Source organism: Rhodovulum sulfidophilum DSM 1374, from assembly GCF_001633165.1.
In the GTDB taxonomy this organism is placed as follows: Bacteria; Pseudomonadota; Alphaproteobacteria; order Rhodobacterales; family Rhodobacteraceae; genus Rhodovulum; species Rhodovulum sulfidophilum.
Window position 1 is genome coordinate 18,583 of the sequence record NZ_CP015418.1, and the last position, 25,528, is coordinate 44,110.

Here is a 25,528-nt window from a genome sequence, read left to right on the forward strand (position 1 = left end):
AGAAGTTTCGAGGAACGACTGCCGTTTACAGGCGCCTCGTAAGCGTTTGTTTTTTGAGAGGTCAGACCTGGGGGGCGTTTACAGGATTTGTCCGCGTTTTCCGTGTGGTCGGAAGGATTGCAAATCCGTGTACAGGAGTTCGATTCTCCTACTCGCCTCCATTTACTTTCAAGCACTTAGCGGGTTTCCGCGCTCCAGCGCGAAGCGGTGTCTAAGCAAGCGTCTAAACATTCCGTTTTTGTTCTGTTCGCCTTTTCGTGGCAAGGCCCTCGCCCGTTGAGGGCTTCTTCCGGCGAGCCTGGGCCTCTATGGCGCGCACGCGCTGCCGGATCTGCTGCGTGTAGTGCGCGACCATCTTGGGGCTTTGCCCCGTGACCGCGGCCACCAGCTCGTCAGTGCATCCAGCCTCGACCAGTTCGCACGCGGCATTGTACCGCCAACTGTGGATGTCGAAGTCCAGCGCCCCGATATCTTCCCGGATCTTGCGAATGGCCTGCGATGCTCCGCGATAGGACCAGCGGCTGGTTCCGCTTTGGTTCGTCAGCATGAACAGCGACCGGCGCGGCGCCCTGTCCAGCGCCTCCTGGAGCGAAGGCACAATGGGCACCCAAAGCCGCTTGCCGGTCTTGTTCTGTTTGACCGTGATGCCCCCATCCTGGATATCGCCCCATTGCATTTCCAGCACATCGCCGATGCGCTGGCCGGTTCCGAGGCACAGCTCCATCAGCAGGCGCTCGCGCGCCCCCAGCGGCACGGCAGCACGAAAAGCGTCGATCAGGCTTTGCGGCCATGGCAGGCGCGGATCCGCATCCGCCTTCAGCAACGACACCCCCTTGGCTGGGTTATCGGTGCGCCAGCCAAGATCGATGCTATGCTCCATCAGAATGCGGATCACCTTCACCGCGTAGTTCGCGAAATACGGTTTCCCTGCGTTCTCATCGCGCAAGCGTATCACATCCCGACGCTGGAGGTTTGCCGGGTTCAGCGGGCCGAACCGTTCGTCGATGAACGCCGTGAACTTGTCATAGTCCAGCGCCGTGCGGGGCTTCAGGTTCCGGTAACGCGGCGACTGGTGGTAACTGCGGATAAGAGCGGAAAAGTTCCTGCGCAGAACCTTGGCCTGCCCCTCTCCTTTCAGGATAGCAGCGTATTCGGCCCAGAACTCCGGGCTGCCGAAGTCCGACCCGATCTTTTGCGACGGCCACCCACGGCGCTGAAAATACAGACCATTTCGCTGCCAGTACACATATTTAGGAAGCTCTCGCTTCGTCATACCGCATATCCACCCTATCGAACTCGGAAAGGACTTCCTGCTCCGTTTCAAGCTCGAACTCGATTCGTCTTCCCTCGATCACCACCCGTTTGACAACCCGCCCTTCGGCCTCAAGGGCCCTCAGGTAATTCAGGGCCCGCTTCTCAGCCGTCATGGCGTCCTCCCGGCTCGGCTCGTACTGCCGCGACGGCCCCAATGTCGCAGTATCCACGCTGCGTTGGCATGTGCAGATCGAGGGGCGGAAGCTGGTGGATGTCAGGCATCGGGTTTTCCTTCCTTCATGGCGCAATCGACCAGCTCGGCGATGGCGTTCCGTTCTACAGCCTGCGTTCCTGGGCTTTGAGCGCACGGACCTTCTGCCTCACATGAGCGGTGTAATGCGCAACCATCGCCATGGATTGGCCGGTGACGGATGCGATTTCCTCATCCGTCGGGTTAGAGGAACGAAGAATACCTCGCCACTTGCTTCGAGCGCGACCGAACCATCGGCTCCTGGCAGCCCAAGCGCGATGGCGAACGCAACGAGGCCCTCGACACCTTCGTCTACACCCACGCCGCCCTGTAAAGGCTGATCAGCATGGGGCTCCGGCTGAGCGAGAAGGTAGAGGGAGTAAAGAGGCCGGCACCGACAGTGAGAAGCGCACCATCACCGGTGCGCTTCCAGTGGATGAAACGGTGAGAACCCGTTCCCTCGACTCAAGCGGCCACCAATGAGACAACACTCGTTGAGAGCGTCGACGCAGCGAAATCGCGCAGCAGCAGGGTGCGACGATCTCCGCCCCCGCCTTGCTGCTGGAGGGTTCGCTCCAGCGTCGGCAGGCGCTCATCTCTCTCCGCGTCCGCGAAGAAGTCCGAGAATGCCACGACCCGGCCTTCGCTGACAGCGACCGCTTCCTCGACGATAGCTCGTTCCATCGGACGCCCCCGGGCAACGAGCGCACGCAGCGCGGAGGGATCGGCCCTCTCAAGCGCGTCTTCGAAGGCGATCGCAAAGGTCGTCTTGAAAGGAATATCCGACAATCCGGCTCTTTCGGAGACGTAGGTCGAATAACTATCCTGCGGCGCGTCCGACAGAAATGAACGCAGACCGTCCTCGGAAGACAACCCAGACTCGAAGAGAAAGAGCTGCCGCCGCGCCATTGCTGTCGGTAGAGACAAAGTACTCGTGTCCTCGACACCGGTTGGCTGCGGCCTCGCGCGACGCAGCGCGCGCCCTTGATCCAGTTTTTGCAGTAGTAACCGGGTCACATCATCGGCCACGCCGTCAGCAATCGCATTGTTTAGAATGTCGCGCGCGTCGGCCGTGCGTCGCAGATCGTCGGCCAAAACCGTCGCAAGCTGGGTGCGCGCATACGGTTCTTCGGGGAACAGAGCCGTCGTCTCCCGCAGAAGGGCCGCCGCTTCTTCCGCTTTGCCGGAGTAAACCGACAGCACCGTAGCAAGCTGCGTGCGCCACTGGAGGTTTTCAGGAAAGCGCCGAACTGCTTCCCAACCGACAAGTTCCGCATCCGCAATGCGCCCAGCGGCCGCCAAGGCATCTCGCATAAGGGACCAGGCGAATACGTTCACTGGGTCGTAGTCAAAGGCCAAGGTCGCCAGAGATACGGCGAGCGCCCCGCGCTCGCCTCGTTCGTCCGGTGCCCCCTTCTCGATTAGCCGCATGCCAAAGTTGCAAGCCGTGCGCACGAGGTAAAAGACATCACCCGAAACGTCAGCGTAACGTTGCTGTCGGCGCATTATGGTTTCGATAGGCGTCCTAATCTGATCCAAGGGCTGCTCAACAGAGTTGAGGACAGGCTGCCACTCGCTCATTGGAACCGGCTCAGTCGAGAAAATGGTCCGCGATAGCGCTCGCTCGTTAGGATGAATATCGACATCCTCTCGCCACCAAGCGGCGACCGGAAATGTCGTCTCGGCGCCATTCGTGCGTCCCGACAACTCACGCTCTGCAGCCGTGATGGCGGCTTGGACGCGATCCGTCCAGAAGCCGGCATCCCGCGGGAAGTCACCTTCGAGAATGCGCCATTCTCGCTCGAAGGCCGCCGTGCCCGGCCGCTGTGTCACAGCCCAACGCGCAAGACCCTGAAGCGCAAAGTCCTCGTTCGCATCGAAGTCATCACCCAGCGGAAGGCGACGCAGACCGAGGAGCGCGATCCGCAAGTAGCTGGCGTCGTAACGTCCGGCGTCACCGCTCTCTGCACAGACTGATAGCCAGAGCGGCATCAGCCGGCGCGGCTCCAGGCCATGATCCGCCGCCACATCCTGGCTGAGCGCAAGGATCCGAAAATATTCGCGGCGCAGGTCGAGACCGCGATCCACGACAAAATTCTCGAAGAAGCCACTCCACAGAACGTAGCGGCGATGGAGGTCCGCAACCGTCTGCTCGGGCAACAACCGCCGAATGATGGTAACAAGCGTTACGAGTTTCGCCAGCTCGATGCGAAACGAACGGCCTTCCTGCTGCAGTAGCGTTGAACGGAACTCCTCTAGGAGCTCGGCGCAGCCACGGTCGAACCCGCGAACGACATCCGAGTCGCCCGTCTCCGAAGCAAGAATGGCGTCCACAGCGTCTTCGGGCTCAGCAGCCGAAAGCCGCCCAAGCGACGCCGTCCCATTTAGGAGAGCCCGAAGTGCGGCCTTCCCATTATCCCTTAGCTGGGCTTTCCATTTCTCCAAGGCTGAAGGCGTCACCATGATCAGATCCCGACTTCGCCAAAATCCGTGCGCCCCGTTTCTGTTCGCAGGGTATCAAGGTGACGACCGCGCGCGGCCTCTATGTCGGGAACATCCGCTCCCGACCATTTGGCTAGCCGCTTTACATGCCTCCAGGAATAATCGAAGCGGATGTGGAGGATCTCACGCACGCACGCCTTTTTCGGATTGCGCTCGCGCAGGTCCACCGTGAACCCATGGCTGGTCGAGCGCGGAACTGGAAAGAACGCCGGGTTGTTCTGGCACTCAAGAACCGTCGCCAAGGAGAAACACCGATCAACCCCCTTCGAATGAGCCTGCTTGATGACTTCGTCAGCGGTGTATTCCATAAGCGCAAACCTATACGGCTTATCCGGAACAAACGGGTAATGGTGGTATAATCCAAGACGGTCAATAATTCTTTGCAGCCAGTCCGCTTCCTTAAGATCGTCCGAAACCTCACTCTTGAATGCGGCAAACGAAGGGCGCTCGCCCGGATAATTCTGGAACTGATCCGTGAGCGCCGAGAGCCTGTGCTGATCGCCTGTCCGGAGGGCATCAACGAGGCTGTCGAAGTCGAGTCCCCCCCGAGGTTCTAAATGGCGGTCGATCCGCTCGAGGCGGATGATCTTTTGCACTGGCTCCACAGAAGCCGCAAGCAGTGCCAGATCGTTGGTCGCTACATCGAAGGTCGATGAGTTGTGGCCCCGCGCCAGCCCCTGAACGCTATCAACGAAGTAACTGTTGACCACCTTACGGATATCTTCTGATAGCGGTTTGTAGGTCTCTACGTCGTCCCGCCGCTGCTCAGAGACGTTTTCTTCGATCAGATAATTGCAGCCGACGCAGCTTTCGTCCACGTCGGATGCCCCGGCAAGGGAAACTGCCGAAGCAGTCAGTTCGGATCGATTGAACTGCATGCCGCTCCCCGAAATACAACCCTACATAAATTGGCGCCGGTGGGCCGGCGCCTCTATCCTCTATCTATTCGACATCCGAGCCGATGAGAAGCCCATGCAGGTCGGCGGCTCTCCAACTGCTCGCCGAAGGCGCATCGCGGGGCACGCGCATCGGCAGGCCGAGCGCGCCGAGGATCACGACGACGAGCTCGGCACCATCCGCGCCCGGCTGAGATCGATCGAGGCCATCCTGAAGGACCGCAAGTCGCTGATCGGCCGGCGCCTGACGCATGCCAAGAATGCGGGCAACAGCGGCCCCATCGGCAACATGATCGAGCAGGCGCAACCGGGGCTCGCCCGGGCCTATGAGGATCTCGATGCCGATCCGCTGACCGTCAACACGCTCTCGGGCACGCTGCGCTTTTCGACGGTCGCGGCCGAGGGCATGTCGCCGGTGGCCGAGCTGCGCGTCCAGCCCGAGCATCTGCGCGGCGATCTGCTGTCGAAGATCATGCCGGTCGCCTATGACCGCGCCGCGAAAGCCCCGCGCTGGGACGCCTTCCTCGAGGAGATCCTGCCCGACGCCACCGTGCGCGACTTCGTCCAGCGCTGGATGGGGCTCTCGATGACCGGCATCAAGATGCAGCGCCTGGCCTTCTTCTATGGCGGCGGCGCCAACGGCAAATCGGTGCTGGTCGACACCATCGCCCGGGTGCTGGGGCCCTATGCGGCGACGGCCCGGATCGAGTCGCTGACCGGCACCAACCGCCGCGGCGGCGGCGATGCCACGCCCGACCTGATCCCGCTGATGGGCGCGCGCTTCGTGCGGACCTCGGAACCCGACGAGGGCCAGCGCCTGCAGGAGGGGCTGATCAAGGAACTGACCGGCGGCGAGCCCCTGATGATCCGGGCGCTGCACAGCGATTTCCTGGAGTTCTCGCCGTATTTCAAGCTGACCATGAGCGGCAACCACAAGCCCGAGATCCGCGGCACCGATGACGGGATCTGGCGCCGGGTGCTGCTGGTGCCCTTCGATGTGCAGATCCCCGAGGACCGCCGCGACCCGGAGCTGGCCAACAAGCTCTGGGACGAGGCGCCCGGCATCCTGAACTGGCTGATCGCGGGGCTGACCGACTTCCTCGAGGGCGGCCTGCGCCCGCCCGACCGGGTGCTCGAGGCGACGGCCGAGTATCGCGAGGAAAGCGATCCGGTCGGCGCCTTCCTGACCGAAAGCGCCATCGTCACCGGCGCCGAGGCCGATTTCATCTATTCGCGCGAGCTGATCGAGGCCTTCAACTTCTGGCTGGAGGATCGCGGCGAGACCCGATGGGGCGGGCGCACCGTATCGAACCGGCTCAAGCAGAAGGCCAGCCGCTGGCGCCATCCCCATACCGGCAAGAGCTTCATCCCGGCCAAGCGCGGGGCAACCGGCTATCGCGGCCTGCGCTTCACCGACGAGTTCGCGGCCCGGATGGCAGATCGCAGAGACCATGGCGGCGCCGGTGCGCCCGTCGACGAGCCGTTCTGATGCGCCGCACCCCGCACCCCGTTTCCGATCCATCGGAGGCTTCGGGCCGTCCGGCCGCCCCGGATCACCGGCCCGACCGGCCCGAAACCGTCCCTCACGGCCTGAGACGAGGGCGACCAGCTTCAAGACCTTCTTCAAGGATATCGTGAAGGGCTCGGGCGATGCGGGGGACGCGATCTCGGCGCTGGCCGACCGGATGCTCGACGACCTGCTCGACCGCGCGATGAGCCCGCTCTCGGATGCCCTGGGCTCCACGTTCGACGGGCTGTTCTCGGGGCTCTTCGGCGGCCGCGCAAGCGGCGGCGGCGGGACCGTGACCCAACTCTTCCCCTCGGGCGGCCTTCCCGGCTTTGCCCGCGGCACCGACAGCGCCCCGGGCGGGCTTGCCTGGGTCGGCGAGGCGGCCCCCGAGCTCGTCAACCTGCCCCGCGGCGCCCAGGTGATCCCGAACCACCGCCTGGGCAGCCTCGGCGGCGGCTCGGTCCGGATGGGCGATGTGCATGTCAGCGTGGCCCAGACCAATGCCGATCCGCGCCAGATCGCCGAGGCGGTGCGCCGGGTCTCCCGCGAGGAGGCGCAGCGGGTCTACCCGGCTCGATGGCATCGTCTTCGAGAACCTGCCCTGGCAGGAGGTGCTGGCGCGTTATGACGGCCCGCAGGCGCTGTTCTATCTCGATCCGCCCTATTGGGGCGGCGAGGACGATTACGACAAAGGCCTCTTCGACCGCGACCAGTTCGCCGAGCTGGCCGAGCGCCTGGGTCGGATCAAGGGCGCCTTCGTGCTGTCGATCAACGACCGGCCCGAGATCCGCGATCTGTTCGGCGCCTTCGTGATCGAGGAGGTGCGGCTGACTTACTCGGTCTCGAAGAGCGGCGCGACCGCCGCGCGGGAGTTGATCATCGCCAATCGCGAGGTCAGGGTGGGGCTCGTATGAGTTCCCCCGGCCCGGTCGGCGTTTAACCGGATCTTGGGGGCGCCCGCGATCCGGTCAACCTGCTGCTCGTCAGCGCGTCGGCGGACCGCTCGAAAGACGCGCGCGGGCCGCTCGACTGGTTGCCGCCGGATCCGGGGCTCCGCTGCCAGTATGTCCCGCGGTTCCGGCGGATCGCCGCGAGCTACGGCTTGGTGCAGTCCGCAGCCGAGGAGCGGGAACTGGTGGCGCTGACCGGGCGGCTGTGTGGGACATAAGAGCGGGTAGCAGATGGGGTGGATGGCTCCCGCTCCCGGCGTCGCGATGCGCCATACTGCAGGTGTCAGAATCTGCAATTGAGAGGAGCCACCCCATGCAAGTTACCACTGTCGGCCTCGACCTGGCCAAGAACATCTTTCATGTCCACGGAGTTACCGAGACCGGAGAGGTCGCCTTCAATCGGCCTTTACGCCGGGCGCAGGTGCTGGCGTTCTTCGAGCGACTGCCGCCCTGCCTCATCGGCATCGAAGCCTGCGCATCGAGCCACCACTGGGGCCGTGAGCTTACGAAGCTCGGTCATACTGTCCGGCTGATGCCGCCGATGTACGTCAAACCCTACGTGAAACGGGGCAAGTCCGATGCGGTCGATGCAGAAGCCATTTGCGAGGCCGTGACGCGGCCGACGATGCGGTTTGTCGAGATCAAGTCCGAGGACCAGCAGGCGCTTCTCTCCTTGCATCGCGCACGGGACTTCGTGGTTCGACAGCGCACTCAGTTGATCAACATGCTCCGAAGCCTGGCCGCGGAGTTCGGGATCGCCATCGCTCGGGGCGTCGCGCGGGCCATCGATTTTGCGAAAGGGATCATCGAGGGCAAGCAGTCCGGGTTCCCCGAGCTCGCCCAGGACGTTCTGCGGGTCCTCAGCCGTCAGCTGGTCGAGCTCCACAACCGCTTTCGCTGGTACGAGATCACGATGCGTATCCAGGCTCGTCTCAGCCGCCAGGCGCAACTCCTGCAGAGCATTCCCGGAGTTGGGCCGGTCACCGCCTCGGCCGTGGCCGCCACGATCGGATCGGGTCACCAGTTCAAGAGTGGGCGGGAATTTGCGGCGTGGCTTGGTCTGACACCGCGCAACCACTCCAGCGGTGGCAAGGAGCGCTTAGGGAAGATCACCAAGATGGGCGATCGGTATCTGCGTCAGCTTATCGTCGTCGGCATGACATCGCGTGTGCGGCAGGTCTCCAACCATCCGGAGCGTGCCGATCCCTGGCTGACGAAGCTGCTGCAGAGGAAGCCTGCCCGGCTCGCGACCGTCGCCATGGCGAACAAGACGGCGCGGATCATGTGGGCGGTGCTGACCAGGAACGAATCCTACCGACCTCACACAGCCTGAGACATACCGAAACAGCGAGATAGCAAGACCGACGATGTGATGGTGTACCCTTCAGCCGCAACGATCAGGAAGCTCCGCCGAATGTCCCGGGCGAAATTGCCCGCAAAGCAGATAGGAACCTGATCTGCGGATCCCATCAGGGCCAGCGGTGTGAACCGCGCAAACAGGCCGGACACAAGACTGCTTCTGAAAAGGTGCGCGAGATCATTTACGACTTGCTATGCGGGAGCCATCCACACAGGTCATTCGGCGCCTCAAGTCCGAGCCGCCCGTGGATCACGGAAGCGGATGATGTGGATGGCCCCTGCTCCCCCGGCGTCGCGATGTGCCATAGTGCAGTTGTCATCGACTGCTGAGAGAGGAGCCACCCAATGACAGTCAATACGGTCGGCCTGGATTTGGCCAAGGATGTCTTTCAGGTTCACGGGATTTCCGCGAATGGGCGCGTCATTTTCAACAAGACGGTGAAGCGCGCCAAGCTTCTGCAATTCTTCGAGGCCCTGCCGCCCTGCGTCGTCGGGATGGAGGCGTGTGGGTCCGCCCATCACTGGGGCCGCGAATTGGGCAAGCTCGGTCACGACGTCCGGCTGATGCCTGCGGGCTATGTGAAACCCTATGTGAAGCGGGGCAAGACCGACGCGGTCGATGCCGAGGCGATTTGCGAGGCGGTGCGCCGACCCACGATGCGCTTCGTCGAACTGAAGACGGAAGATCAGCAGGCGATCCTGGCGATCCACCGCACCCGCGATCTTGTGGTCCGGCAGCAAACCCAGATCGTGAACATGATCCGCAGCATCTTGCGCGAATTCGGCCACATCCTGCCGACCGGAGTGGGCGCCATCCTCACCTTTGCCAAACGCCACCTCGGCGGGGACCATCCCGACATGCCGGAACTGGCCAACGGTATTCTCGGGACGCTGTGCCATCAGCTGGTGGGCCTCAACACCCGGGTCGTCGGCTACACCAGGATGATCGAACAGCACGCCATGATGACGGCAGATGCCCGGCGGCTGATGCGCATACCCGGGATCGGTCCGATTACCGCCTCGGCCATCATCGCCACGATCGGCGATGCGAAACAATTCCGGACCGGGCGCGATCTGGCGGCCTGGCTGGGTCTGTTCCACAACAGGCCCGCACAATAGAAATTTGACGTTTCCAGCTCAAACCGGAAGTTGAATGATTCATGACATACGACAGCTCAGAGGCTCATTAAATACCCGCTTCCTCTCCGCTATTGACTGCCTCGCCATTTGCAATGAACATCACAATATAACCAACGGAGAATTTAGCCATGTGATGCTGTCGCATGCTGGAGGCTTATGTCGCGACATTTGGCAGTTTACAATTTTGGCCGCAACGAGAACGGAGTCGTCGGGATGGTTTTTCAGTTCATCGTCATCGGCGCAGCGATTGCGACCATTTGGGCGAAGAATGCATACGCAACTGACAACCTCGTTTACAGCGATGAGAGTTTCCTGCTTGAACTGGGCTATAATCCTGGAGCTGTAGACGGATTTGCGGATCAAAACACACATAGCGCGATTTCTAGCTCTCAGATAGGGCGTGGATCGCTTGTAACCGGTGGCATGGATACGCAGGGGCGCCGGGCACTTGGCCAGGAGATTTTAGAATTTCGTGCGAAACAGGAACAGCATCCTCCAGAAATTCCGCAAAATCTTCCGAAGGAAACCTTACCTGAAACCATTCGCAGGGAGGTCGGCCACATATGGCTGTTTAGTGATTACCGCACACTTCCAATTGGAATGAGCGCATTTTTGGGCCCAGGTCCTGGTGGCGATTGGAGCAAGCCACATCAGTCTTTAGTGTGGTATCGGGTTTATTCTTTGGATGCCTTTCACTCGAATGGCGTTGCGGTTCCGCAATATCTAACCGGAGAAGAAAAAAGCCATCCCTTCAATGCGAATGGGATAGGCTTGAATGGACCTTATAGCGGCCCAGCCCCTGACTTGGCAATGGTATGTGTGGTACACGCTCCACGATCCGCACCAGCCAGGTTAGTCTACAGTTTGAGCTTTTGGCGAGCGGAGCCACTACGCTTCGACCCTACAACTGGCTCGAAAAGCTACGATGCCACCATAGGGCCCGAGCTTGGCTGGGCCGTTGGCTCAGACCCTTGCCAAAATGCGTTCCAGTCTCTTGACGCTGACACCAGGGCTGCTTTGCGCCACTAGGCTGGAAATTATTTTCTTTTTTGAGTTCTGAAAATTGGCTTCGCCAAAGCACGGCTTCCGAGCCAGATGAGAGCAGAAAGATGGCCAGAAGAAGTGCAAGCCTGAGGAAACACTCACCTAACTGCAGCGGGTAGATGTTGGGTTTCACATGGCTGGTATATTTTTGATAAATCCCAGAAGATGGTGAATGCACTCATTCACCGCTGGTATCCGTCAGGATGTGATAGAATGGCCGCACGAATGGCGGGCAATCAGGAAGATTTATTTCGCCGCTTCCCCGCAATGGACTCCAATAGCTCCGGTGAGCTGGATGCAATTTCTTTTCCGATTCGCATCAAGTATATATTTATTCGGCGGATTCTATCCCGAGGCAACAGTGTCTCAGCAAGCAAGTCACGCCCCGCCTTCCCTACAAGAACTACCGCCAATTGCGGTAGCAAGGGCATCCAGAGTTCTGATTGGGGGTTGACCAAACCATTGGACCCACCGTTCCCGAGCCGCGCGACAGCGGCGCTCGATAGGATGAACGAATGATGTCTTTCACACCGAACCCATCGGACTGATCGCTCGTGTAGTAGTTTCAAAAATTGTTCCGAAGGGCGTAACGCGGCTTGAACTCGCGCTGAACGAGAAAGTAGCTCCTGCTGGGAGGGATCTTTTATTTTCTTAAGAAAGTTGCGACCCGCAGGAGTTAGATTAAATATATCCAAGGGCAAATTTTCCACGGCATCTTGCACCATCTGGCGTGTGCGGCTGGCTTGGTCAAACTCCGGAATGAAATCCGGCGTTCTCTTTAACATCTCGGCAATAACTTCGCGCAGAGAGTGCTCAATTTTCCCTTCAAGCGTTGGAAGTTTTCCCTTTTCAAACGCAATCTTAAGCTCAGGGAGTAGCTCTCCTAGAAAGTTATCAATGGGACCGTAGTGGTTTCGCTCCACCTCGTCTGAAGGACGACCTTCGTTGTAAATTGTATAGTAGTTTCGGCGCTGAAAGAACGTCCTAATATTTCGGATTCTCGGGTTATCGTATTCGCCGCTGCGAGTCTTCTTCGCGTACCACAGCTGCTGTTTTCCGGAGGCAAAGGCGCGCTGCAGAGCTTGAGGTATATAATGATGGCCTTTGCTGCGTTGATTCTTCATCAAATCTGCCGCCAAGCATATTTTCGAGTGAATTCCTGAACTCGAGATGCTCACGATTCCGGAGGAATATATACGCCCGCATGTCAAAGTAAAGTAACTATCATTTTATTCTAAGGAAATTATTGACATTATGAAGGCCTAGGCATCCAGTCTTGGTATCTTCGGTAACGAGTAGGCGGCTGAATTTGGCGACGCAGGTCGCTGGTGCGTTGAAGATCAGTTCTCGGAAATCTCCACCTATGCTCGGTGAGGATCTTGAAAAGTAGCTTCTTGCCCAAAGTACCAGCGTCTGCCGGGTGGCCCGGGGAGATCTCAGAGGCCTGACTCGTCCGGTTCGGGGCTGCGACCGGCAACCCGCTGCACGAGGCACGAAGGACCGGTTTGGGCCGTGAGCGACGCCGCGCGAGGGGCGATCAGGCGCTTGCCCCTGCGGCGCGGCGAAGGTCGGGAACGAGCCTATTCCGTTGAAAAACGCGACTTGTCCGAAGGTCTGACCGTTGATTCAATATCGCTGCAACCGGCTCGAAATACCCGCTGATGGCTTACCTGTTCTTCCTCAAGGACATGGACCGCTTCATGCCGATCCAACCCACCGGCTTCGACCGTGTCTTCGGTGAGATCGGCCTGGAATTCCGCACCCTGCGCAATTGTACCTGGGAGAACTACAGCCATTTCAACGGGATCCTGAACGCCCTACGCAAGCCGATCGCAGATCAGGCCAAACTGGAACACGTCCGCCTTATCGACGCCCATTCCCTGCTGTGGCCATTCTCGACCCTGTTGGGGAGGGAAGCCAAGGGCGACTTGGCCAATGGTGAAAGGGCCGACGCGCGACACCTCGGAGCCAGGGAAAAATCGATTGCCGACATTAAGTATTCGGTGGGCAAGACGGTCTTCAACTCCAACGGCCAGGTGATCCCTTCGACCGTCAAGAACAAGGAGCTGCATATGTCCGACGCCGAGTTGGACAAGCTGATCCGGGACCTTCTCACCATCCAGGAAGACCGCTGCGCCATCACCGGCCTGCCGTTCCAGTTCCGGGGCGCACAGACGGACGACAACATGCTGCCCTCCTTGGACCGCATCGACAGCAATGGGCACTACGCCAAGGAGAACCTGCAGTTGGTCTGCCGTTTCATCAACTTCTGGAAGCAGGCATCTGATGACGGTGAGTTCCGCAGGTTGGTTGGCGTCGTTCGTGGCGATGATATGGAAGGTGGATAGCACGCACCGAAACTACGGAACGAAAAATACAGATACCAGATCGGCCCATTGCCGCCGTTGGCCGATGTCTAGCAATGCTGCGGTGCGGCCCGTCAGAGGAGATGGGGTGGATGGCTCCCGCTCCCGGCGTCGCGATGCGCCATACTGCAGGTGTCAGAATCTGCAATTGAGAGGAGCCACCCCATGCAAGTTACCACTGTCGGCCTCGACCTGGCCAAGAACATCTTTCATGTCCACGGAGTTACCGAGACCGGAGAGGTCGCCTTCAATCGGCCTTTACGCCGGGCGCAGGTGCTGGCGTTCTTCGAGCGACTGCCGCCCTGCCTCATCGGCATCGAAGCCTGCGCATCGAGCCACCACTGGGGCCGTGAGCTTACGAAGCTCGGTCATACTGTCCGGCTGATGCCGCCGATGTACGTCAAACCCTACGTGAAACGGGGCAAGTCCGATGCGGTCGATGCAGAAGCCATTTGCGAGGCCGTGACGCGGCCGACGATGCGGTTTGTCGAGATCAAGTCCGAGGACCAGCAGGCGCTTCTCTCCTTGCATCGCGCACGGGACTTCGTGGTTCGACAGCGCACTCAGTTGATCAACATGCTCCGAAGCCTGGCCGCGGAGTTCGGGATCGCCATCGCTCGGGGCGTCGCGCGGGCCATCGATTTTGCGAAAGGGATCATCGAGGGCAAGCAGTCCGGGTTCCCCGAGCTCGCCCAGGACGTTCTGCGGGTCCTCAGCCGTCAGCTGGTCGAGCTCCACAACCGCTTTCGCTGGTACGAGATCACGATGCGTATCCAGGCTCGTCTCAGCCGCCAGGCGCAACTCCTGCAGAGCATTCCCGGAGTTGGGCCGGTCACCGCCTCGGCCGTGGCCGCCACGATCGGATCGGGTCACCAGTTCAAGAGTGGGCGGGAATTTGCGGCGTGGCTTGGTCTGACACCGCGCAACCACTCCAGCGGTGGCAAGGAGCGCTTAGGGAAGATCACCAAGATGGGCGATCGGTATCTGCGTCAGCTTATCGTCGTCGGCATGACATCGCGTGTGCGGCAGGTCTCCAACCATCCGGAGCGTGCCGATCCCTGGCTGACGAAGCTGCTGCAGAGGAAGCCTGCCCGGCTCGCGACCGTCGCCATGGCGAACAAGACGGCGCGGATCATGTGGGCGGTGCTGACCAGGAACGAATCCTACCGACCTCACACAGCCTGAGACATACCGAAACAGCGAGATAGCAAGACCGACGATGTGATGGTGTACCCTTCAGCCGCAACGATCAGGAAGCTCCGCCGAATGTCCCGGGCGAAATTGCCCGCAAAGCAGATAGGAACCTGATCTGCGGATCCCATCAGGGCCAGCGGTGTGAACCGCGCAAACAGGCCGGACACAAGACTGCTTCTGAAAAGGTGCGCGAGATCATTTACGACTTGCTATGCGGGAGCCATCCACACAAGACATTCGCCGCAGCCTAGAGGAACGGCCGCGAAGCGCAGGAAACGGACTATAGTCATCACCGTGCCATATTCTGGATCGGCGCCGAAGGCCTGGTTCAAATGCTGTTGCCTTACCGCCGGAAGAGACATTCGCTGCGCCTGCGAAATCCGATCGCGGGTCTGCGACCGAAACACAGACCATCATCCGCTTTCACTATGTCGAGAACGAATGTCCTTTTCAGCGGAGATCAACACGCCAGCTCCATCTCGGCAGCTGCCGTCCGGTCTCCTACAAGTCGGTGTCGGCGCAAGAGGTTCGCGCTGTTGAACTCTACACTGTTCCTATCCGGCTCGATGCTGCACGTGGCTCTCACGAGTGTGAAACGTACATTTCAGACATCGACGGAGGAAGGTGAGGACCGGATGGGCACGTCACGTAAATCGCAGGCGAGAAAGGTTCCGGAAAGCGGGCGTGATATTCAGCGGCGACCACGTGGAGGAGTGGAAAAGGGCGTACTGGGTCTTTCGGCGCCACGATAGCCGACCGCTCTGTACTCGCGCTCGTACTGTGCTCGATCGACGATCCGAATATCACCCGCTTCCGAACGGATTACCGCACATGATTCTACGCGAACGCTTTCTCCGTCAGGCAAGACAAGATCCGTGTTTCCAAGGATACTTATGGCCTGCTCGGGGCGTAGATGCGGCTTGAGTATCTCTCCATCACCGAAGCGGTAGTAACGCGCGTTCAGCTCGTCCTCCGAGAGTGTCACCTGCTCTCCGGACGGTTTCACGTACCTCGTGCCGTCCTCGGTGCCGATTGCCCGGAGCGGTGTCGCATCGGCAACCCAGATGCTGTCGCGGTTCCAGTCAAGATCGGTGTCGAGGCGGATCGTGGGGCGGTCATCGGGCATTTCGGACCTCGGGCAAGGATTCTCCTTTGCGCAAGATGCAGCTGCGACCTTTAACAACCGGTTAACGATGCTCACGCCAGGAAGTCGACCCCGAGCCGGCGCCCGTCGAACCAGGGCTCGCCGTCGATGAAGGCCGGCCAGCGCTGCGCTACCAGCCTGAGGAGGTTCGACAAGTGCTCGAACTCTTTCTGGGGCTCCAGGTTCGACCCGCCTCGCACGCCGTGCGGTTTTTGAAACCAGATTCGGGACAGAGACTCGGCACCCAGCAAGCGCATCCCGAGTTCAATGGCCTTGGCTTCCTGCTCGGAATTCCAGCCGCGATGATTGAGGTCGGTGATTGCGAATTCGCCAGGAATGGTATCGCTGGGTTCAATTCGCACAAAAATATATCTGTCCAACTCACTTTTAAGTTGAATTGAGAAATCGTCTTCCCGGTATGAGAGTCTCAGATCCGAAAGAATCTCCAGAACTCGCGTTTCGCTTGATGTGTCGAGACGAGACATGCGAAAAACCCCTTGGTAAATTCTGACCGGGATCGGCTCTTTGTGCTCGTTCGAGCGGCCTTGGGAGAGGGTATAGCACGATGAAGAACAAGGTTTACAAGGTGTTCGTCATCGGCCCGATGTTCCGCGAGGGCGAGGATGAGTACGGCATCGCCTATTCGGACCAGATTCTCAACATCGTGGCGGCACTTAACACGATCGGCGCTGACCTCGAAGAAGCGCATGGCATCCGCCTTGACGTGGACGCGCCGGACCGGCGTCTGCGCGATATCCAGCACATTCCCGAGTTTGCACTTGGCGAGATCGACCGCTGCAATTTCGCGGTCGCCGACATTTCCGCCCGGAGCCCTTCGGTCATGTATGAAATCGCGGTGCTGCACAGCCTGGGAACGCCGACGCTACTGCTGGACCGGAAGCCGGCCCTGATCGAAGATGCGGTCTATTACCTGAAAGATCTCACCATCCGCGATGTCGTGAGTTTCTCGGTTGAGAATATCCGCGCCGAGCTGGAAAAGCCCGTGCGTATTCTGACGGGTGTCGAGCCCGGCCCGCGCCATGACTACACGCGGAACAAGATCACCGATTACTACCGCAGCATGCCGCTTGTCGATGTCCGTGCCATCACCGGCATTGCCACAAGCTATTTCTCGAATTTCTTGCGCCATGTGTTGAACCCGCTGGGCCCGATGGCGAAAGATTACACGTTGAACAAGCTGATCGTCCTGATCCCTCCACTCATCATGGACAATTACGGCGCCAGCGTGACTGACCGAATGGAGAAGGAGATCGGGGACCGCATCCAGCAGTTTGAATTCGAAAGCGTTTTCAGTCGAACGCAAAAGGCAAAACGGATCAAGAATGCCGTGGTCGATTACCCGACACCGATCGACAGCCTGTCCCTGTCGCCGCAATTCACGCGCACCAGCGAGTTGCTGAAGTCGGATGGTGACGAGGAATTCGCGCGCTACCAGGGCCGGATGATCCAGACCTTCTGCGACGTGGTGACACATCTTTGCCGGACCCAACCCGCGATCAGCACTCCGGAATTCATGCCGCTGGAGACCTTCTTCGAGACCTATGCCACGGTCGCCGGGGACGGCTGAGGCGATGGAAGCCGACGTCTACAACCGGGATATTCTTGCCAATGCCGACGACGAAGACATCCTGCGCGAGCGCTATCCCGACATTGCCGACTGGCTGCCCTGGCCCGAGCTAAAGGCGGCGTTTCTAAAGGCCGAGGGGATCGCTGCGGCGGAAAAGGGCAAGTCCCAGCGCTATGGCCGACTTGCGATCTGGTGCGCCTTATTCTCGACGGCGATCATCGCCCTGACCCCGGCCCTATCGATCCTTGCGCCCGTGATTGGCATCGGCCCCGAGACCGTTTTCGGGGGCTATCTGGCAGGGGTGTTCCGCTATGGCTGGATCCCGTTCCTTGCGCTGTCGGCCTGGTTCGGCGGGCATTCGCTGCATGGCGAGCGCCGGGCTCGCTGGCTGGAGGCGCGAGCACAGTGCGAGCGGTTGCGGCAACTCTTCTTTCAGCATCTCGCCTGCTGGCTGCCTCAGCTCGTGTCCACGGATCCGAACGACCGCACTGCGGCACTTGAGGCGCGCGCGGCGGCGCTGGCGCATCTCCGGGAGCATTACGGCTCCGATGGCGGGGCCGTCGTGCATCGGATCGTCAACGACCTTGACCACAGGTACTGGGCGCTTGTCGAGGTTCCGCTGCGGGCGTGGACGGGGCAGACCGACCCGCGGGTCGCGGCCTGCCTTCTGCGCTACATCCGTGACCGTCGCCTTGCCTATCAGCAACGCCATGCCTCCCGGCAGGTCGACTGCAACGCCCTGCGGTCAAGGCAGTCGATTTTTTCCCGCTGGTCTGCGCAACGGCGGTTGATGGTGACCTTCGGCGCCGCCTTCGTGGTGTTTCAATGGATCATCGGCGTGCTCTACATCGTCATCGACGCGTTTCCCGCGCCCCCCGGTCCGCAAGGCCCGCAAAGCCTGACCAGCGTCGTGATCTACGCGCAGGTCGCGGCCACGCTTTCGGCCGCCTTCGTTGTGGCGCTCAAGGCGCTGGAAGACGGCATGCAATACCGCAAGGACATGATGCGCTATCGCACCTACGGGGGCATCACCGCGCGGATCACCGCCAAAGTAGATGAGCTTATCGCACGCACGCAGGCGGACCTGGACCGTCTGCGCATCTATCTTTTGGTGATGGAAGAGTTGAGTTACTGGGAAATGCGCGAGTTCCTTACTCTCCACCTAGACAGCGAATTTTCAACTTAGGATTGCGTAAGGAGTACTATTTGCTTTGAATTTCATTGGAGGTTGATGCTTTGGGCAGAAGGAGCTCGCCGAGGTCAACTGCGCCTCGAAGTCTGCAGAAAGTTCCAAACCCCATCTTTTTAGCGAGCGAAAAAATTTTTTTAGAATTATTGAATTTTTGCGCCATTTATATAATTATCGGAATTTTTTAGAATTGAATCAGAAGAAATCCTTGCCGCATTAGGCTCGAAGGTCTCAGTCGCGAGACAGCGTTGGTTGACCACCTTTCACTTTATGAGCTTCGCCGCCATCGGTGTCGTACGCGGCATCGAGAATGGGACACATCCCTGCCGAGCGTCCGCTCTCGAGAAATGGCCAGTAGAAATTCGCACCTGCTGCTGCGCGGGCGCTGCGCTCTGCACGAATGTCCTAAAAGGGCTGCATGCGGTCATCCGCCGCGCCCCGCGCGAACGTCCGCAGCCGGCAGGGAGCGCCCGAGCGGGTGGCCGGAGGAGGTCAAGCGCCATGCTGCGCCGCCGCAGGTCCGCTTCGAGCCCATTGCGGACAATGACGCCAACAGATAGCCAGATAAAAAACGCTGTCGGGGCCGCACGAATGCGCATGCTCATTGTTACCCTAATTGGGGCAGCCGTAGCTGGGTGCATACCGCAATCTCGTCGCGCGCAAATTGATGTCGGAGGTGGTGCCTCAGTTGCTCTCATAGTCAGCCCGATGTTCGGCTGGCATAGCGACTGGCATCGGAAACTGTCGATCAAGGCACCGAAAGGCTCACTCGAGATTGACCTTTTCGAGGATACCGGATGGTGGAGGGGAAGTAATCTCTATCGCCATGAGTCAGGCCTCTATGTCCTTCACGAGGGGCAGGCAGGTTGTATCATCTTCAGCGTCTCACCGCCTAAATTAGTCAATGATCCAGCCATTTCGTGCGACAAAAGCAATCAGACTGTGCCGGGCGGTACAGTTAAGGCCGACACATCATCGCAGGGATTTCCCGCGTCGCGGTTCTACCGTGACTTCCAGTACATCGGTCAATTCGTGGAAACCCCACATGGGCAGAAACCAATCAGCTTCATTGGTGCGGACAAGCAGCCTGAGGCAGAGCCGAGCGACATTCTGTAGATGTCCTCTTTGTCCCGCTCTCCGGACCTTGGTGGCCTGAGTGCATGCTGCAGCCGGGATGAACGGCCGCTTCCGTGATCGGCGGGCGGCGCGCCCTTGGGGCATCGAACGTCTTGTGTGGATGGCTCCCGCATAGCAAGTCGTAAATGATCTCGCGCACCTTTTCAGAAGCAGTCTTGTGTCCGGCCTGTTTGCGCGGTTCACACCGCTGGCCCTGATGGGATCCGCAGATCAGGTTCCTATCTGCTTTGCGGGCAATTTCGCCCGGGACATTCGGCGGAGCTTCCTGATCGTTGCGGCTGAAGGGTACACCATCACATCGTCGGTCTTGCTATCTCGCTGTTTCGGTATGTCTCAGGCTGTGTGAGGTCGGTAGGATTCGTTCCTGGTCAGCACCGCCCACATGATCCGCGCCGTCTTGTTCGCCATGGCGACGGTCGCGAGCCGGGCAGGCTTCCTCTGCAGCAGCTTCGTCAGCCAGGGATCGGCACGCTCCGGATGGTTGGAGACCTGCCGCACACGCGATGTCATGCCGACGACGATAAGCTGACGCAGATACCGATCGCCCATCTTGGTGATCTTCCCTAAGCGCTCCTTGCCACCGCTGGAGTGGTTGCGCGGTGTCAGACCAAGCCACGCCGCAAATTCCCGCCCACTCTTGAACTGGTGACCCGATCCGATCGTGGCGGCCACGGCCGAGGCGGTGACCGGCCCAACTCCGGGAATGCTCTGCAGGAGTTGCGCCTGGCGGCTGAGACGAGCCTGGATACGCATCGTGATCTCGTACCAGCGAAAGCGGTTGTGGAGCTCGACCAGCTGACGGCTGAGGACCCGCAGAACGTCCTGGGCGAGCTCGGGGAACCCGGACTGCTTGCCCTCGATGATCCCTTTCGCAAAATCGATGGCCCGCGCGACGCCCCGAGCGATGGCGATCCCGAACTCCGCGGCCAGGCTTCGGAGCATGTTGATCAACTGAGTGCGCTGTCGAACCACGAAGTCCCGTGCGCGATGCAAGGAGAGAAGCGCCTGCTGGTCCTCGGACTTGATCTCGACAAACCGCATCGTCGGCCGCGTCACGGCCTCGCAAATGGCTTCTGCATCGACCGCATCGGACTTGCCCCGTTTCACGTAGGGTTTGACGTACATCGGCGGCATCAGCCGGACAGTATGACCGAGCTTCGTAAGCTCACGGCCCCAGTGGTGGCTCGATGCGCAGGCTTCGATGCCGATGAGGCAGGGCGGCAGTCGCTCGAAGAACGCCAGCACCTGCGCCCGGCGTAAAGGCCGATTGAAGGCGACCTCTCCGGTCTCGGTAACTCCGTGGACATGAAAGATGTTCTTGGCCAGGTCGAGGCCGACAGTGGTAACTTGCATGGGGTGGCTCCTCTCAATTGCAGATTCTGACACCTGCAGTATGGCGCATCGCGACGCCGGGAGCGGGAGCCATCCACCCCATCTGTTATCGGCAGGGAGCGCCCGAGCGGGCGCCGAGGCGCTCCGGCGCCATGCTACACCGTCGCAGGTCCGCTCCGAGCCCGAAACTGACCAGAGCGCGCCAGACCGTTTTTGCACGCGCAGCGACGCGCTCAGCGTAGCGACCGGCCCTGACCGGCCCTTCGACGGAAAGACGGACGCCGCGGTACGACTTACCCGAAGCAGCCGTGCGCACCAGCGTGTAGCATCCGTCGGGGGAGGGAAATCCGCCCGCGCCTTCCTCACTGTCAAATTTGTCGCCGCTGCGTCTCGCGATGACATCAGCAACAAACCTTGGACAAACCAGGCTTTCGCGAAGCTACGCGCGAAGGCCTGACTTGTTCGGATACAGCCATGGCCCGTTCGTGCCGGGGGATGGATAGCGTTTAACCCCTCCTGCGCTCTACGCCTGCCGCCACCTCGACGGTCACATGTTCCGTCCCGGTCGTCTCGCGCACGCGGCCTTTCACGGCGCGACGCACGTCTTCCGCCACCGCGCCCGGCGCGAGCTCGATCTCCAGCGTGGCCATGGGCCGCTCCTGAGTGATCGACCAGGCGTGGACATGATGGGCGCGGGCCAAGCCGGAGCATTCGCTAAGCGGCGATTGTGGATGACACTCGGTAGCTCCTATCGCTCTTCCCTATCGTAAACGACTCCGCTCGAGCAGATAGCGGCTTGGAGGCTTGCCGACCATCTTTCGAAACATGGTCACGAAACTGCTGGCGCTTTCATAGCCGAGATCGATGGCGACGGCCTGAACCGACTGACCAGCGCTAAGCCGCCGCAAGGCAAGCACAATATGCAACTGTCGGCGCCAGCGGCCGAAACTCATGCCCACCTCTTCGGCCAACAGACGGCTCAGGCTGCGCTCGCTGAGCGCGACGCGGGAGGCCCACTTCGCGACGCTCGCATGATCCGCAGGCGCCGCGATCAACAGGTCGGTGAGCTTCTTCAGGCGCGGATCGCCGGGGATGGGGAGGCAGAGATCCTCGACCGGTGCCACAGCCAGCTCATCGAAGAGAACGGACACGATCCGGCCATCCGGACCGTCGACGTCATAGAGGTCCGGCAGAGCGTTTGCCCGCATCAGCAACTCACGGAAAAAACGCGACACCGTGATCGTGCAGCAGTCTTTCGGCAGGTTCGCGGATTCGGGAGGATCAATGAAGAGAGAGAGACACTCCACCTCGCCCGAGCCGAAAACGGAATGGGGCAGCCCGCCGGGAATCCACACGGCGCATTGCGGCGGTACGATCCAGACTGCGCCGTCGACCTCGCAATTGACGACGCCACGCACCGTGAAAAGCAGTTGCGCCTTCTGATGGTGGTGCCGGGGCGATTGCTCCAGGGCGTCAAGGGTGGCGACCGCGTTGGCTGCCACCAGAGCACGCGGGATCTCGTCGACATAGGCGAGCCAGTCGGGACGGACGTCCAGATACATCTCAGACCTCGACGTTATCAGATTAGGCCGGATTGAAACATATAGTGGCAAGGTTGCGCAATGACGCCGCGTGCCGGCTGGCGTATTGCTGTGAGGCAGAGGCGGCTGGCGGATCTTGTGATCGCGCTCCGTTACTGGAGGGGCAGAACTGACCTGCCAGACACATATCTTTACGTTGCGGCACATTCGTTCGACCTAAAACCATCCATTCTCGCTCGGAGACGACACATGCCCTTGGATATCAAGAATTTTCCGCTTGTCTGGATGAGCTATGACGAAGCGCCGGACCACGACCACGACGAGGATTTGCCCCGAAGGTGGAGGCGGTGAAACGGGTTCTCGTGGAGACCGGAGCCGATGGCACGATCCGCTTCGAAGAAACGGTGATCAGCCTGACGGGGCTCGACACCGATCAGATCCTCGACCGCCTGCTTTCGGATCGACGCAAATAGGTTTCCGAAATCCCTGCGCTGATTTTCATCGGCACCCACCGGTCTTGCGGTTTCGCCCGGCCTCGTAACGCCGGTCCTGGCCGCGTTCGCCCGCAGCGCGCAGCTCGGCCACCACCCGACCCCGGCCCTGGTCGAGACAATCGCCCGGCCAGTCGAAGCTCTCGATCTGGCCCTGTTCGTAAGCCGCGTCGCCCAGATGGTCGGTCTCCATCGCTCCCACCGGGGTCTTGAAATTGTAGTCAGTCAGCCGGATGGCGCCGGTCGTGATCCGCCGCGCGGGCCGCCAGGCGCGGAAATGCGAGACTTCCTCCTGGTGGTGGCCCTCGGCCGGCCGGAACGGGCGCGCGCCGATGCTGTCATGAGCCTCGACCTGATCGGTCAGCACCATCTCATGACCGCCATCCGCGTGAACGGCCGCTTTCGTGATTCCGCTGACAGCAGAGGCCGGGGCGCTCAACGGCGGCTATCGGCAGCGAGCGCCCAAGTGGGTGGCACCAGGCACTCCAGCGCCATGCTGCGCTGCCGCAGGTCCGCTCCGAGCCCATTGCAGTCATTCGTGCCGCCGTTAAGAGAGGGGAGTGCAGGCCTCGACGATCACATCCAACACTTTCTCCATCTTCTCGAAGGGGTAGTCGTCAGCACGGGTTGTTTCTGAGGAACTCGTCTTGCTGCGCGCTCTTCTCGCCAGGGGTTGTTGAACCGCCGCTCGATAGCTGGGAGCGTCGATCCGAGGAGCTCTAGGCGTGGAAGGATCGAGCGTAAGGTCGCCTGAAAAACTTCTACTTGCTTTAGGTCGAAGTCCCTTTCGACAAAAACACTGTCAGACGGCAAGTAAATCGAATGGTGCGTCGTGGTCGTAAAGTTCCCACTGGACTCAAGATGGAAATTCCCGATGCGGAAGTCTGAGTAGGTCCCCAACGCTGATCCTCCCTGCCTGCAAGCCGGTAGTTTCGCTTTTGGTAGTCGGAGTTAAGTCGAACGTCGAGCCAATTGCACGGATGAGCCTACACCAATGCGACGCTAGTCAACCGGACCTTCGCTGCGGGAGATAAGACGTTAGGCGCCCTCATCGAAAGCGGACATTGAACCACAACGTTCGTATTCGATATTTTGGCGAAGGCAGTATTCAAACGAAGCGACTAATGGCTATATGTGGCTGATGAAAGATGAGCAGTCGCAGAATAATGAGCAGAGTATGGCCGAGGGTGTACCAGCCCCTGATAAAAAACCTGTGCCTAAGTGGAAGCAACTGGCACGCAAGATGGTTTGGCCGCTTCACGCCCGCTATCCGAACGTCATCCCCAACCCCCATGGCGAAGACAAAACCTACTACCGGGAGCGCGATGCAGAAACCAACGCAAAGTCAGCGCTTGATGAAGGTGTTTCCCTCCGCCTCGGCTGCATCATGGTCAGTGAGATTTTTGGCCCGAATGAGATCGAGACTTTATACGACGGCCTTGAGAAGATTGGCTGGGACAGAGAAAGAACACCTGTTCGCGATGACTCGAATATCGAATGGCTCAAAAAGCAACGACTCTACGGCAGCGAAGGTCGTATGCCGCTCGGCTGGATACATCGGCCTGAAAAAGCCAAGAAATTTGTTGGCGTTCGGTACACAGCGGAATTCCCGAAGCAGTTCTCATCTCTTCTGGTCACTATTTCGCAGTTAACACCTTCAACGACCTGCTTGAGTGTTGGATTTATTCTAACTGACAAGGCTGCGCTCGAATATTCAAATGCGATTAACGAGCCCGCAAAGACCACCCGTGTTCCAAAGCGCCGCACGAGGGCGTACTCGATCATGGGCGTAGAGCACGTGAAAGAAGAGCGTGCCCGGCGCATAAGGCAAAAATATCGAAACATTGGTATCGAATGGTTGTCGAAGAACTTCCCCGGGTTCTTCAGCTCGCATTGCGTAAGCAGCCAGTTTCCAACGGCAGAATTTCTTTCATTGGAACAATTTACGCCATTCGACAAAGACGCACCCAGAGACAGGGGTTGGGAACACTGGTCGCGCTTTGTCAATATCGAGCATGACTTCCGTAGTTGGACGTGTTCATCAGTGCCCTCTTTGAAATTTTCTTTTGATGCAGCACGGCGCGACAAAATCTCCAATCACATGACCGTAGCGCTTCGCTGGGATACATTGAACGATGAGGATTTGAAGACTTATGGCAGTGACTCATTGGGTAGCCGGACCTATTTCGCCAATGAACGGCTTAACGGCATCATCGCCAGATACGCGCTTGCGGCCTATCTTGGTGAGGTGCTTCGAAGCCTCAAGGAAACTCGTCAGTCCTTGTCGGCGCGTTTGAACGCGCGCCGTTCCACAAGTGAGGTCGAGAAGATTAGTGAGTTCTTCAGACGATCTATCGGCGTACCATCTATCGCGCGCGAAGTTTTGGCACTCTCCGAGAACGATTCATCGTTCCGGTGGAACGCCACTGGTTTTACGCAGCAAAGTCATCGGGATGAATAAAAGCCATATGAAATTAAAGAAGGCCTGAAATCGTTTCTTGGTCGGCTCTCGCGACAGCTTCTCGAAGAAGATCAGGACACCCGTGAATTCCTAAACCAGCTTTCTTCCGCTTTGGGCACCAAGGAAAGCATCGCGGCGCAGCAACGCATGGAACGGGTTACCTTACTCGCATTGGCTGTA

Annotated in this window: 25 protein-coding genes and 1 pseudogene; 14 read left to right on the forward strand and 12 right to left on the reverse strand. The window is 59.8% G+C overall.

Going from position 1 to position 25,528, the window contains the following annotated elements; translation table 11 throughout:
- Positions 1-223: 223 nt before the first annotated feature.
- Positions 224-1,273: a tyrosine-type recombinase/integrase gene (locus tag A6W98_RS00105; protein WP_042456294.1), complete on the reverse strand. Its 1,050-nt coding sequence runs from the start codon at positions 1,271-1,273 to the stop codon at positions 224-226.
- On the reverse strand, positions 1,251-1,427 hold the full coding sequence (locus tag A6W98_RS20670; protein WP_155734682.1) for a hypothetical protein: 177 nt from the start codon (positions 1,425-1,427) through the stop codon (positions 1,251-1,253). Before A6W98_RS20670 ends, A6W98_RS00105 begins: the two co-directional genes overlap by 23 nt.
- A 306-nt stretch (positions 1,428-1,733) precedes the next feature.
- On the opposite strand from A6W98_RS20670, the pseudogene A6W98_RS22180 reads away from it, so the two are divergent.
- Positions 1,734-1,838 (forward strand): annotated as a pseudogene (locus A6W98_RS22180) (hypothetical protein); the annotation flags it as partial.
- Positions 1,839-1,969: 131 nt separating this feature from the next.
- Here the strand turns inward: A6W98_RS22180 and A6W98_RS00110 are convergent.
- Positions 1,970-3,967, reverse strand: a complete 1,998-nt coding sequence (locus A6W98_RS00110; RefSeq protein WP_042456297.1) for a tetratricopeptide repeat protein — start codon at positions 3,965-3,967, stop codon at positions 1,970-1,972.
- Positions 3,968-3,969: 2 nt separating this feature from the next.
- Positions 3,970-4,884, reverse strand: coding sequence for a hypothetical protein (locus tag A6W98_RS00115; RefSeq protein WP_042456300.1), 915 nt, complete (start codon positions 4,882-4,884; stop codon positions 3,970-3,972).
- Between the two features lie 94 nt (positions 4,885-4,978).
- Between A6W98_RS00115 and A6W98_RS00120 the strand changes: the two genes are divergently transcribed.
- The 6 genes from A6W98_RS00120 to A6W98_RS20685 all read left to right on the forward strand — a co-directional run bounded on the left by A6W98_RS00120 (position 4,979) and on the right by A6W98_RS20685 (position 10,890).
- Positions 4,979-6,391: a DNA primase family protein gene (locus A6W98_RS00120; RefSeq protein WP_052677873.1), complete on the forward strand. Its 1,413-nt coding sequence runs from the start codon at positions 4,979-4,981 to the stop codon at positions 6,389-6,391.
- 145 nt (positions 6,392-6,536) lie between these two features.
- Positions 6,537-7,040: a hypothetical protein gene (locus A6W98_RS21605; protein WP_042456303.1), complete on the forward strand. Its 504-nt coding sequence runs from the start codon at positions 6,537-6,539 to the stop codon at positions 7,038-7,040.
- Positions 7,024-7,326 carry a DNA adenine methylase gene (locus tag A6W98_RS00130; protein WP_052677874.1) on the forward strand — a complete coding sequence of 101 codons (303 nt, stop codon included), beginning with the start codon at positions 7,024-7,026 and terminating at the stop codon, positions 7,324-7,326. Before A6W98_RS21605 ends, A6W98_RS00130 begins: the two co-directional genes overlap by 17 nt.
- A gap of 349 nt (positions 7,327-7,675) precedes the next feature.
- A complete protein-coding gene (locus A6W98_RS00135) occupies positions 7,676-8,695 on the forward strand; it encodes an IS110 family RNA-guided transposase (RefSeq protein ID WP_042456306.1) in 1,020 nt (339 codons plus the stop codon).
- A 371-nt stretch (positions 8,696-9,066) separates the two neighbouring features.
- On the forward strand, positions 9,067-9,840 hold the full coding sequence (locus A6W98_RS00140; RefSeq protein ID WP_231098307.1) for an IS110 family RNA-guided transposase: 774 nt from the start codon (positions 9,067-9,069) through the stop codon (positions 9,838-9,840).
- Positions 9,841-10,074: 234 nt separating this feature from the next.
- A complete protein-coding gene (locus A6W98_RS20685; RefSeq protein ID WP_155734683.1) occupies positions 10,075-10,890 on the forward strand; it encodes a hypothetical protein in 816 nt (271 codons plus the stop codon).
- Between the two features lie 251 nt (positions 10,891-11,141).
- Here A6W98_RS20685 and A6W98_RS20040 read toward each other — a convergent pair whose 3' ends face one another.
- Positions 11,142-12,029 (reverse strand): DUF4238 domain-containing protein, encoded by an 888-nt coding sequence (locus A6W98_RS20040; protein WP_072071726.1) that lies wholly within the window; start codon positions 12,027-12,029, stop codon positions 11,142-11,144.
- Between the two features lie 537 nt (positions 12,030-12,566).
- Between A6W98_RS20040 and A6W98_RS21610 the strand changes: the two genes are divergently transcribed.
- Both A6W98_RS21610 and A6W98_RS00150 read left to right on the forward strand, forming a co-directional pair.
- Positions 12,567-13,253: a hypothetical protein gene (locus tag A6W98_RS21610; protein ID WP_196760221.1), complete on the forward strand. Its 687-nt coding sequence runs from the start codon at positions 12,567-12,569 to the stop codon at positions 13,251-13,253.
- A gap of 183 nt (positions 13,254-13,436) precedes the next feature.
- Positions 13,437-14,456: an IS110 family RNA-guided transposase gene (locus A6W98_RS00150; protein ID WP_042456306.1), complete on the forward strand. Its 1,020-nt coding sequence runs from the start codon at positions 13,437-13,439 to the stop codon at positions 14,454-14,456.
- Positions 14,457-15,156: 700 nt separating this feature from the next.
- Here the strand turns inward: A6W98_RS00150 and A6W98_RS00155 are convergent.
- Both A6W98_RS00155 and A6W98_RS00160 read right to left on the reverse strand, forming a co-directional pair.
- Positions 15,157-15,591 carry a hypothetical protein gene (locus A6W98_RS00155; protein ID WP_042456309.1) on the reverse strand — a complete coding sequence of 145 codons (435 nt, stop codon included), beginning with the start codon at positions 15,589-15,591 and terminating at the stop codon, positions 15,157-15,159.
- A gap of 71 nt (positions 15,592-15,662) precedes the next feature.
- Entirely contained in the window at positions 15,663-16,094 is a 432-nt protein-coding gene (locus A6W98_RS00160) for a hypothetical protein (RefSeq protein WP_042456312.1), read from the reverse strand.
- An 80-nt stretch (positions 16,095-16,174) separates the two neighbouring features.
- On the opposite strand from A6W98_RS00160, the gene A6W98_RS00165 reads away from it, so the two are divergent.
- The 3 genes from A6W98_RS00165 to A6W98_RS20690 all read left to right on the forward strand — a co-directional run bounded on the left by A6W98_RS00165 (position 16,175) and on the right by A6W98_RS20690 (position 19,502).
- Complete coding sequence (locus tag A6W98_RS00165; protein WP_042456316.1) at positions 16,175-17,197, forward strand: STING domain-containing protein; 1,023 nt, start codon at positions 16,175-16,177, stop codon at positions 17,195-17,197.
- A gap of 4 nt (positions 17,198-17,201) precedes the next feature.
- A complete protein-coding gene (locus tag A6W98_RS00170) occupies positions 17,202-18,383 on the forward strand; it encodes a hypothetical protein (protein WP_042456319.1) in 1,182 nt (393 codons plus the stop codon).
- 504 nt (positions 18,384-18,887) lie between these two features.
- Positions 18,888-19,502 (forward strand): hypothetical protein, encoded by a 615-nt coding sequence (locus A6W98_RS20690; RefSeq protein WP_155734684.1) that lies wholly within the window; start codon positions 18,888-18,890, stop codon positions 19,500-19,502.
- A 354-nt stretch (positions 19,503-19,856) separates the two neighbouring features.
- Here the strand turns inward: A6W98_RS20690 and A6W98_RS00175 are convergent, their stop codons facing one another.
- From A6W98_RS00175 to A6W98_RS00180, 3 genes are all read right to left on the reverse strand, one after another.
- Positions 19,857-20,876 carry an IS110 family RNA-guided transposase gene (locus A6W98_RS00175; RefSeq protein WP_042456306.1) on the reverse strand — a complete coding sequence of 340 codons (1,020 nt, stop codon included), beginning with the start codon at positions 20,874-20,876 and terminating at the stop codon, positions 19,857-19,859.
- A gap of 485 nt (positions 20,877-21,361) precedes the next feature.
- The gene (locus A6W98_RS20045) at positions 21,362-21,505 is read right to left on the reverse strand and encodes a hypothetical protein (protein WP_231098322.1); all 144 of its coding nucleotides are present in this window, start codon (positions 21,503-21,505) and stop codon (positions 21,362-21,364) included.
- Positions 21,506-21,616: 111 nt separating this feature from the next.
- Positions 21,617-22,417, reverse strand: coding sequence for an AraC family transcriptional regulator (locus A6W98_RS00180; protein ID WP_042459733.1), 801 nt, complete (start codon positions 22,415-22,417; stop codon positions 21,617-21,619).
- 326 nt (positions 22,418-22,743) lie between these two features.
- Here A6W98_RS00180 and A6W98_RS22080 point away from each other — a divergent pair, with 326 nt between their 5' ends.
- Positions 22,744-22,869 carry a hypothetical protein gene (locus tag A6W98_RS22080; protein WP_264580127.1) on the forward strand — a complete coding sequence of 42 codons (126 nt, stop codon included), beginning with the start codon at positions 22,744-22,746 and terminating at the stop codon, positions 22,867-22,869.
- 25 nt (positions 22,870-22,894) lie between these two features.
- Here A6W98_RS22080 and A6W98_RS00185 read toward each other — a convergent pair whose 3' ends face one another.
- Positions 22,895-23,326 carry a contractile injection system protein, VgrG/Pvc8 family gene (locus tag A6W98_RS00185; RefSeq protein ID WP_072071629.1) on the reverse strand — a complete coding sequence of 144 codons (432 nt, stop codon included), beginning with the start codon at positions 23,324-23,326 and terminating at the stop codon, positions 22,895-22,897.
- A gap of 137 nt (positions 23,327-23,463) precedes the next feature.
- Positions 23,464-23,787, reverse strand: coding sequence for a HEPN/Toprim-associated domain-containing protein (locus A6W98_RS22250; RefSeq protein WP_168161798.1), 324 nt, complete (start codon positions 23,785-23,787; stop codon positions 23,464-23,466).
- Positions 23,788-24,019: 232 nt separating this feature from the next.
- On the opposite strand from A6W98_RS22250, the gene A6W98_RS20695 reads away from it, so the two are divergent.
- Positions 24,020-25,348 (forward strand): hypothetical protein, encoded by a 1,329-nt coding sequence (locus tag A6W98_RS20695; RefSeq protein ID WP_155735146.1) that lies wholly within the window; start codon positions 24,020-24,022, stop codon positions 25,346-25,348.
- Positions 25,349-25,528 lie beyond the last annotated feature (180 nt).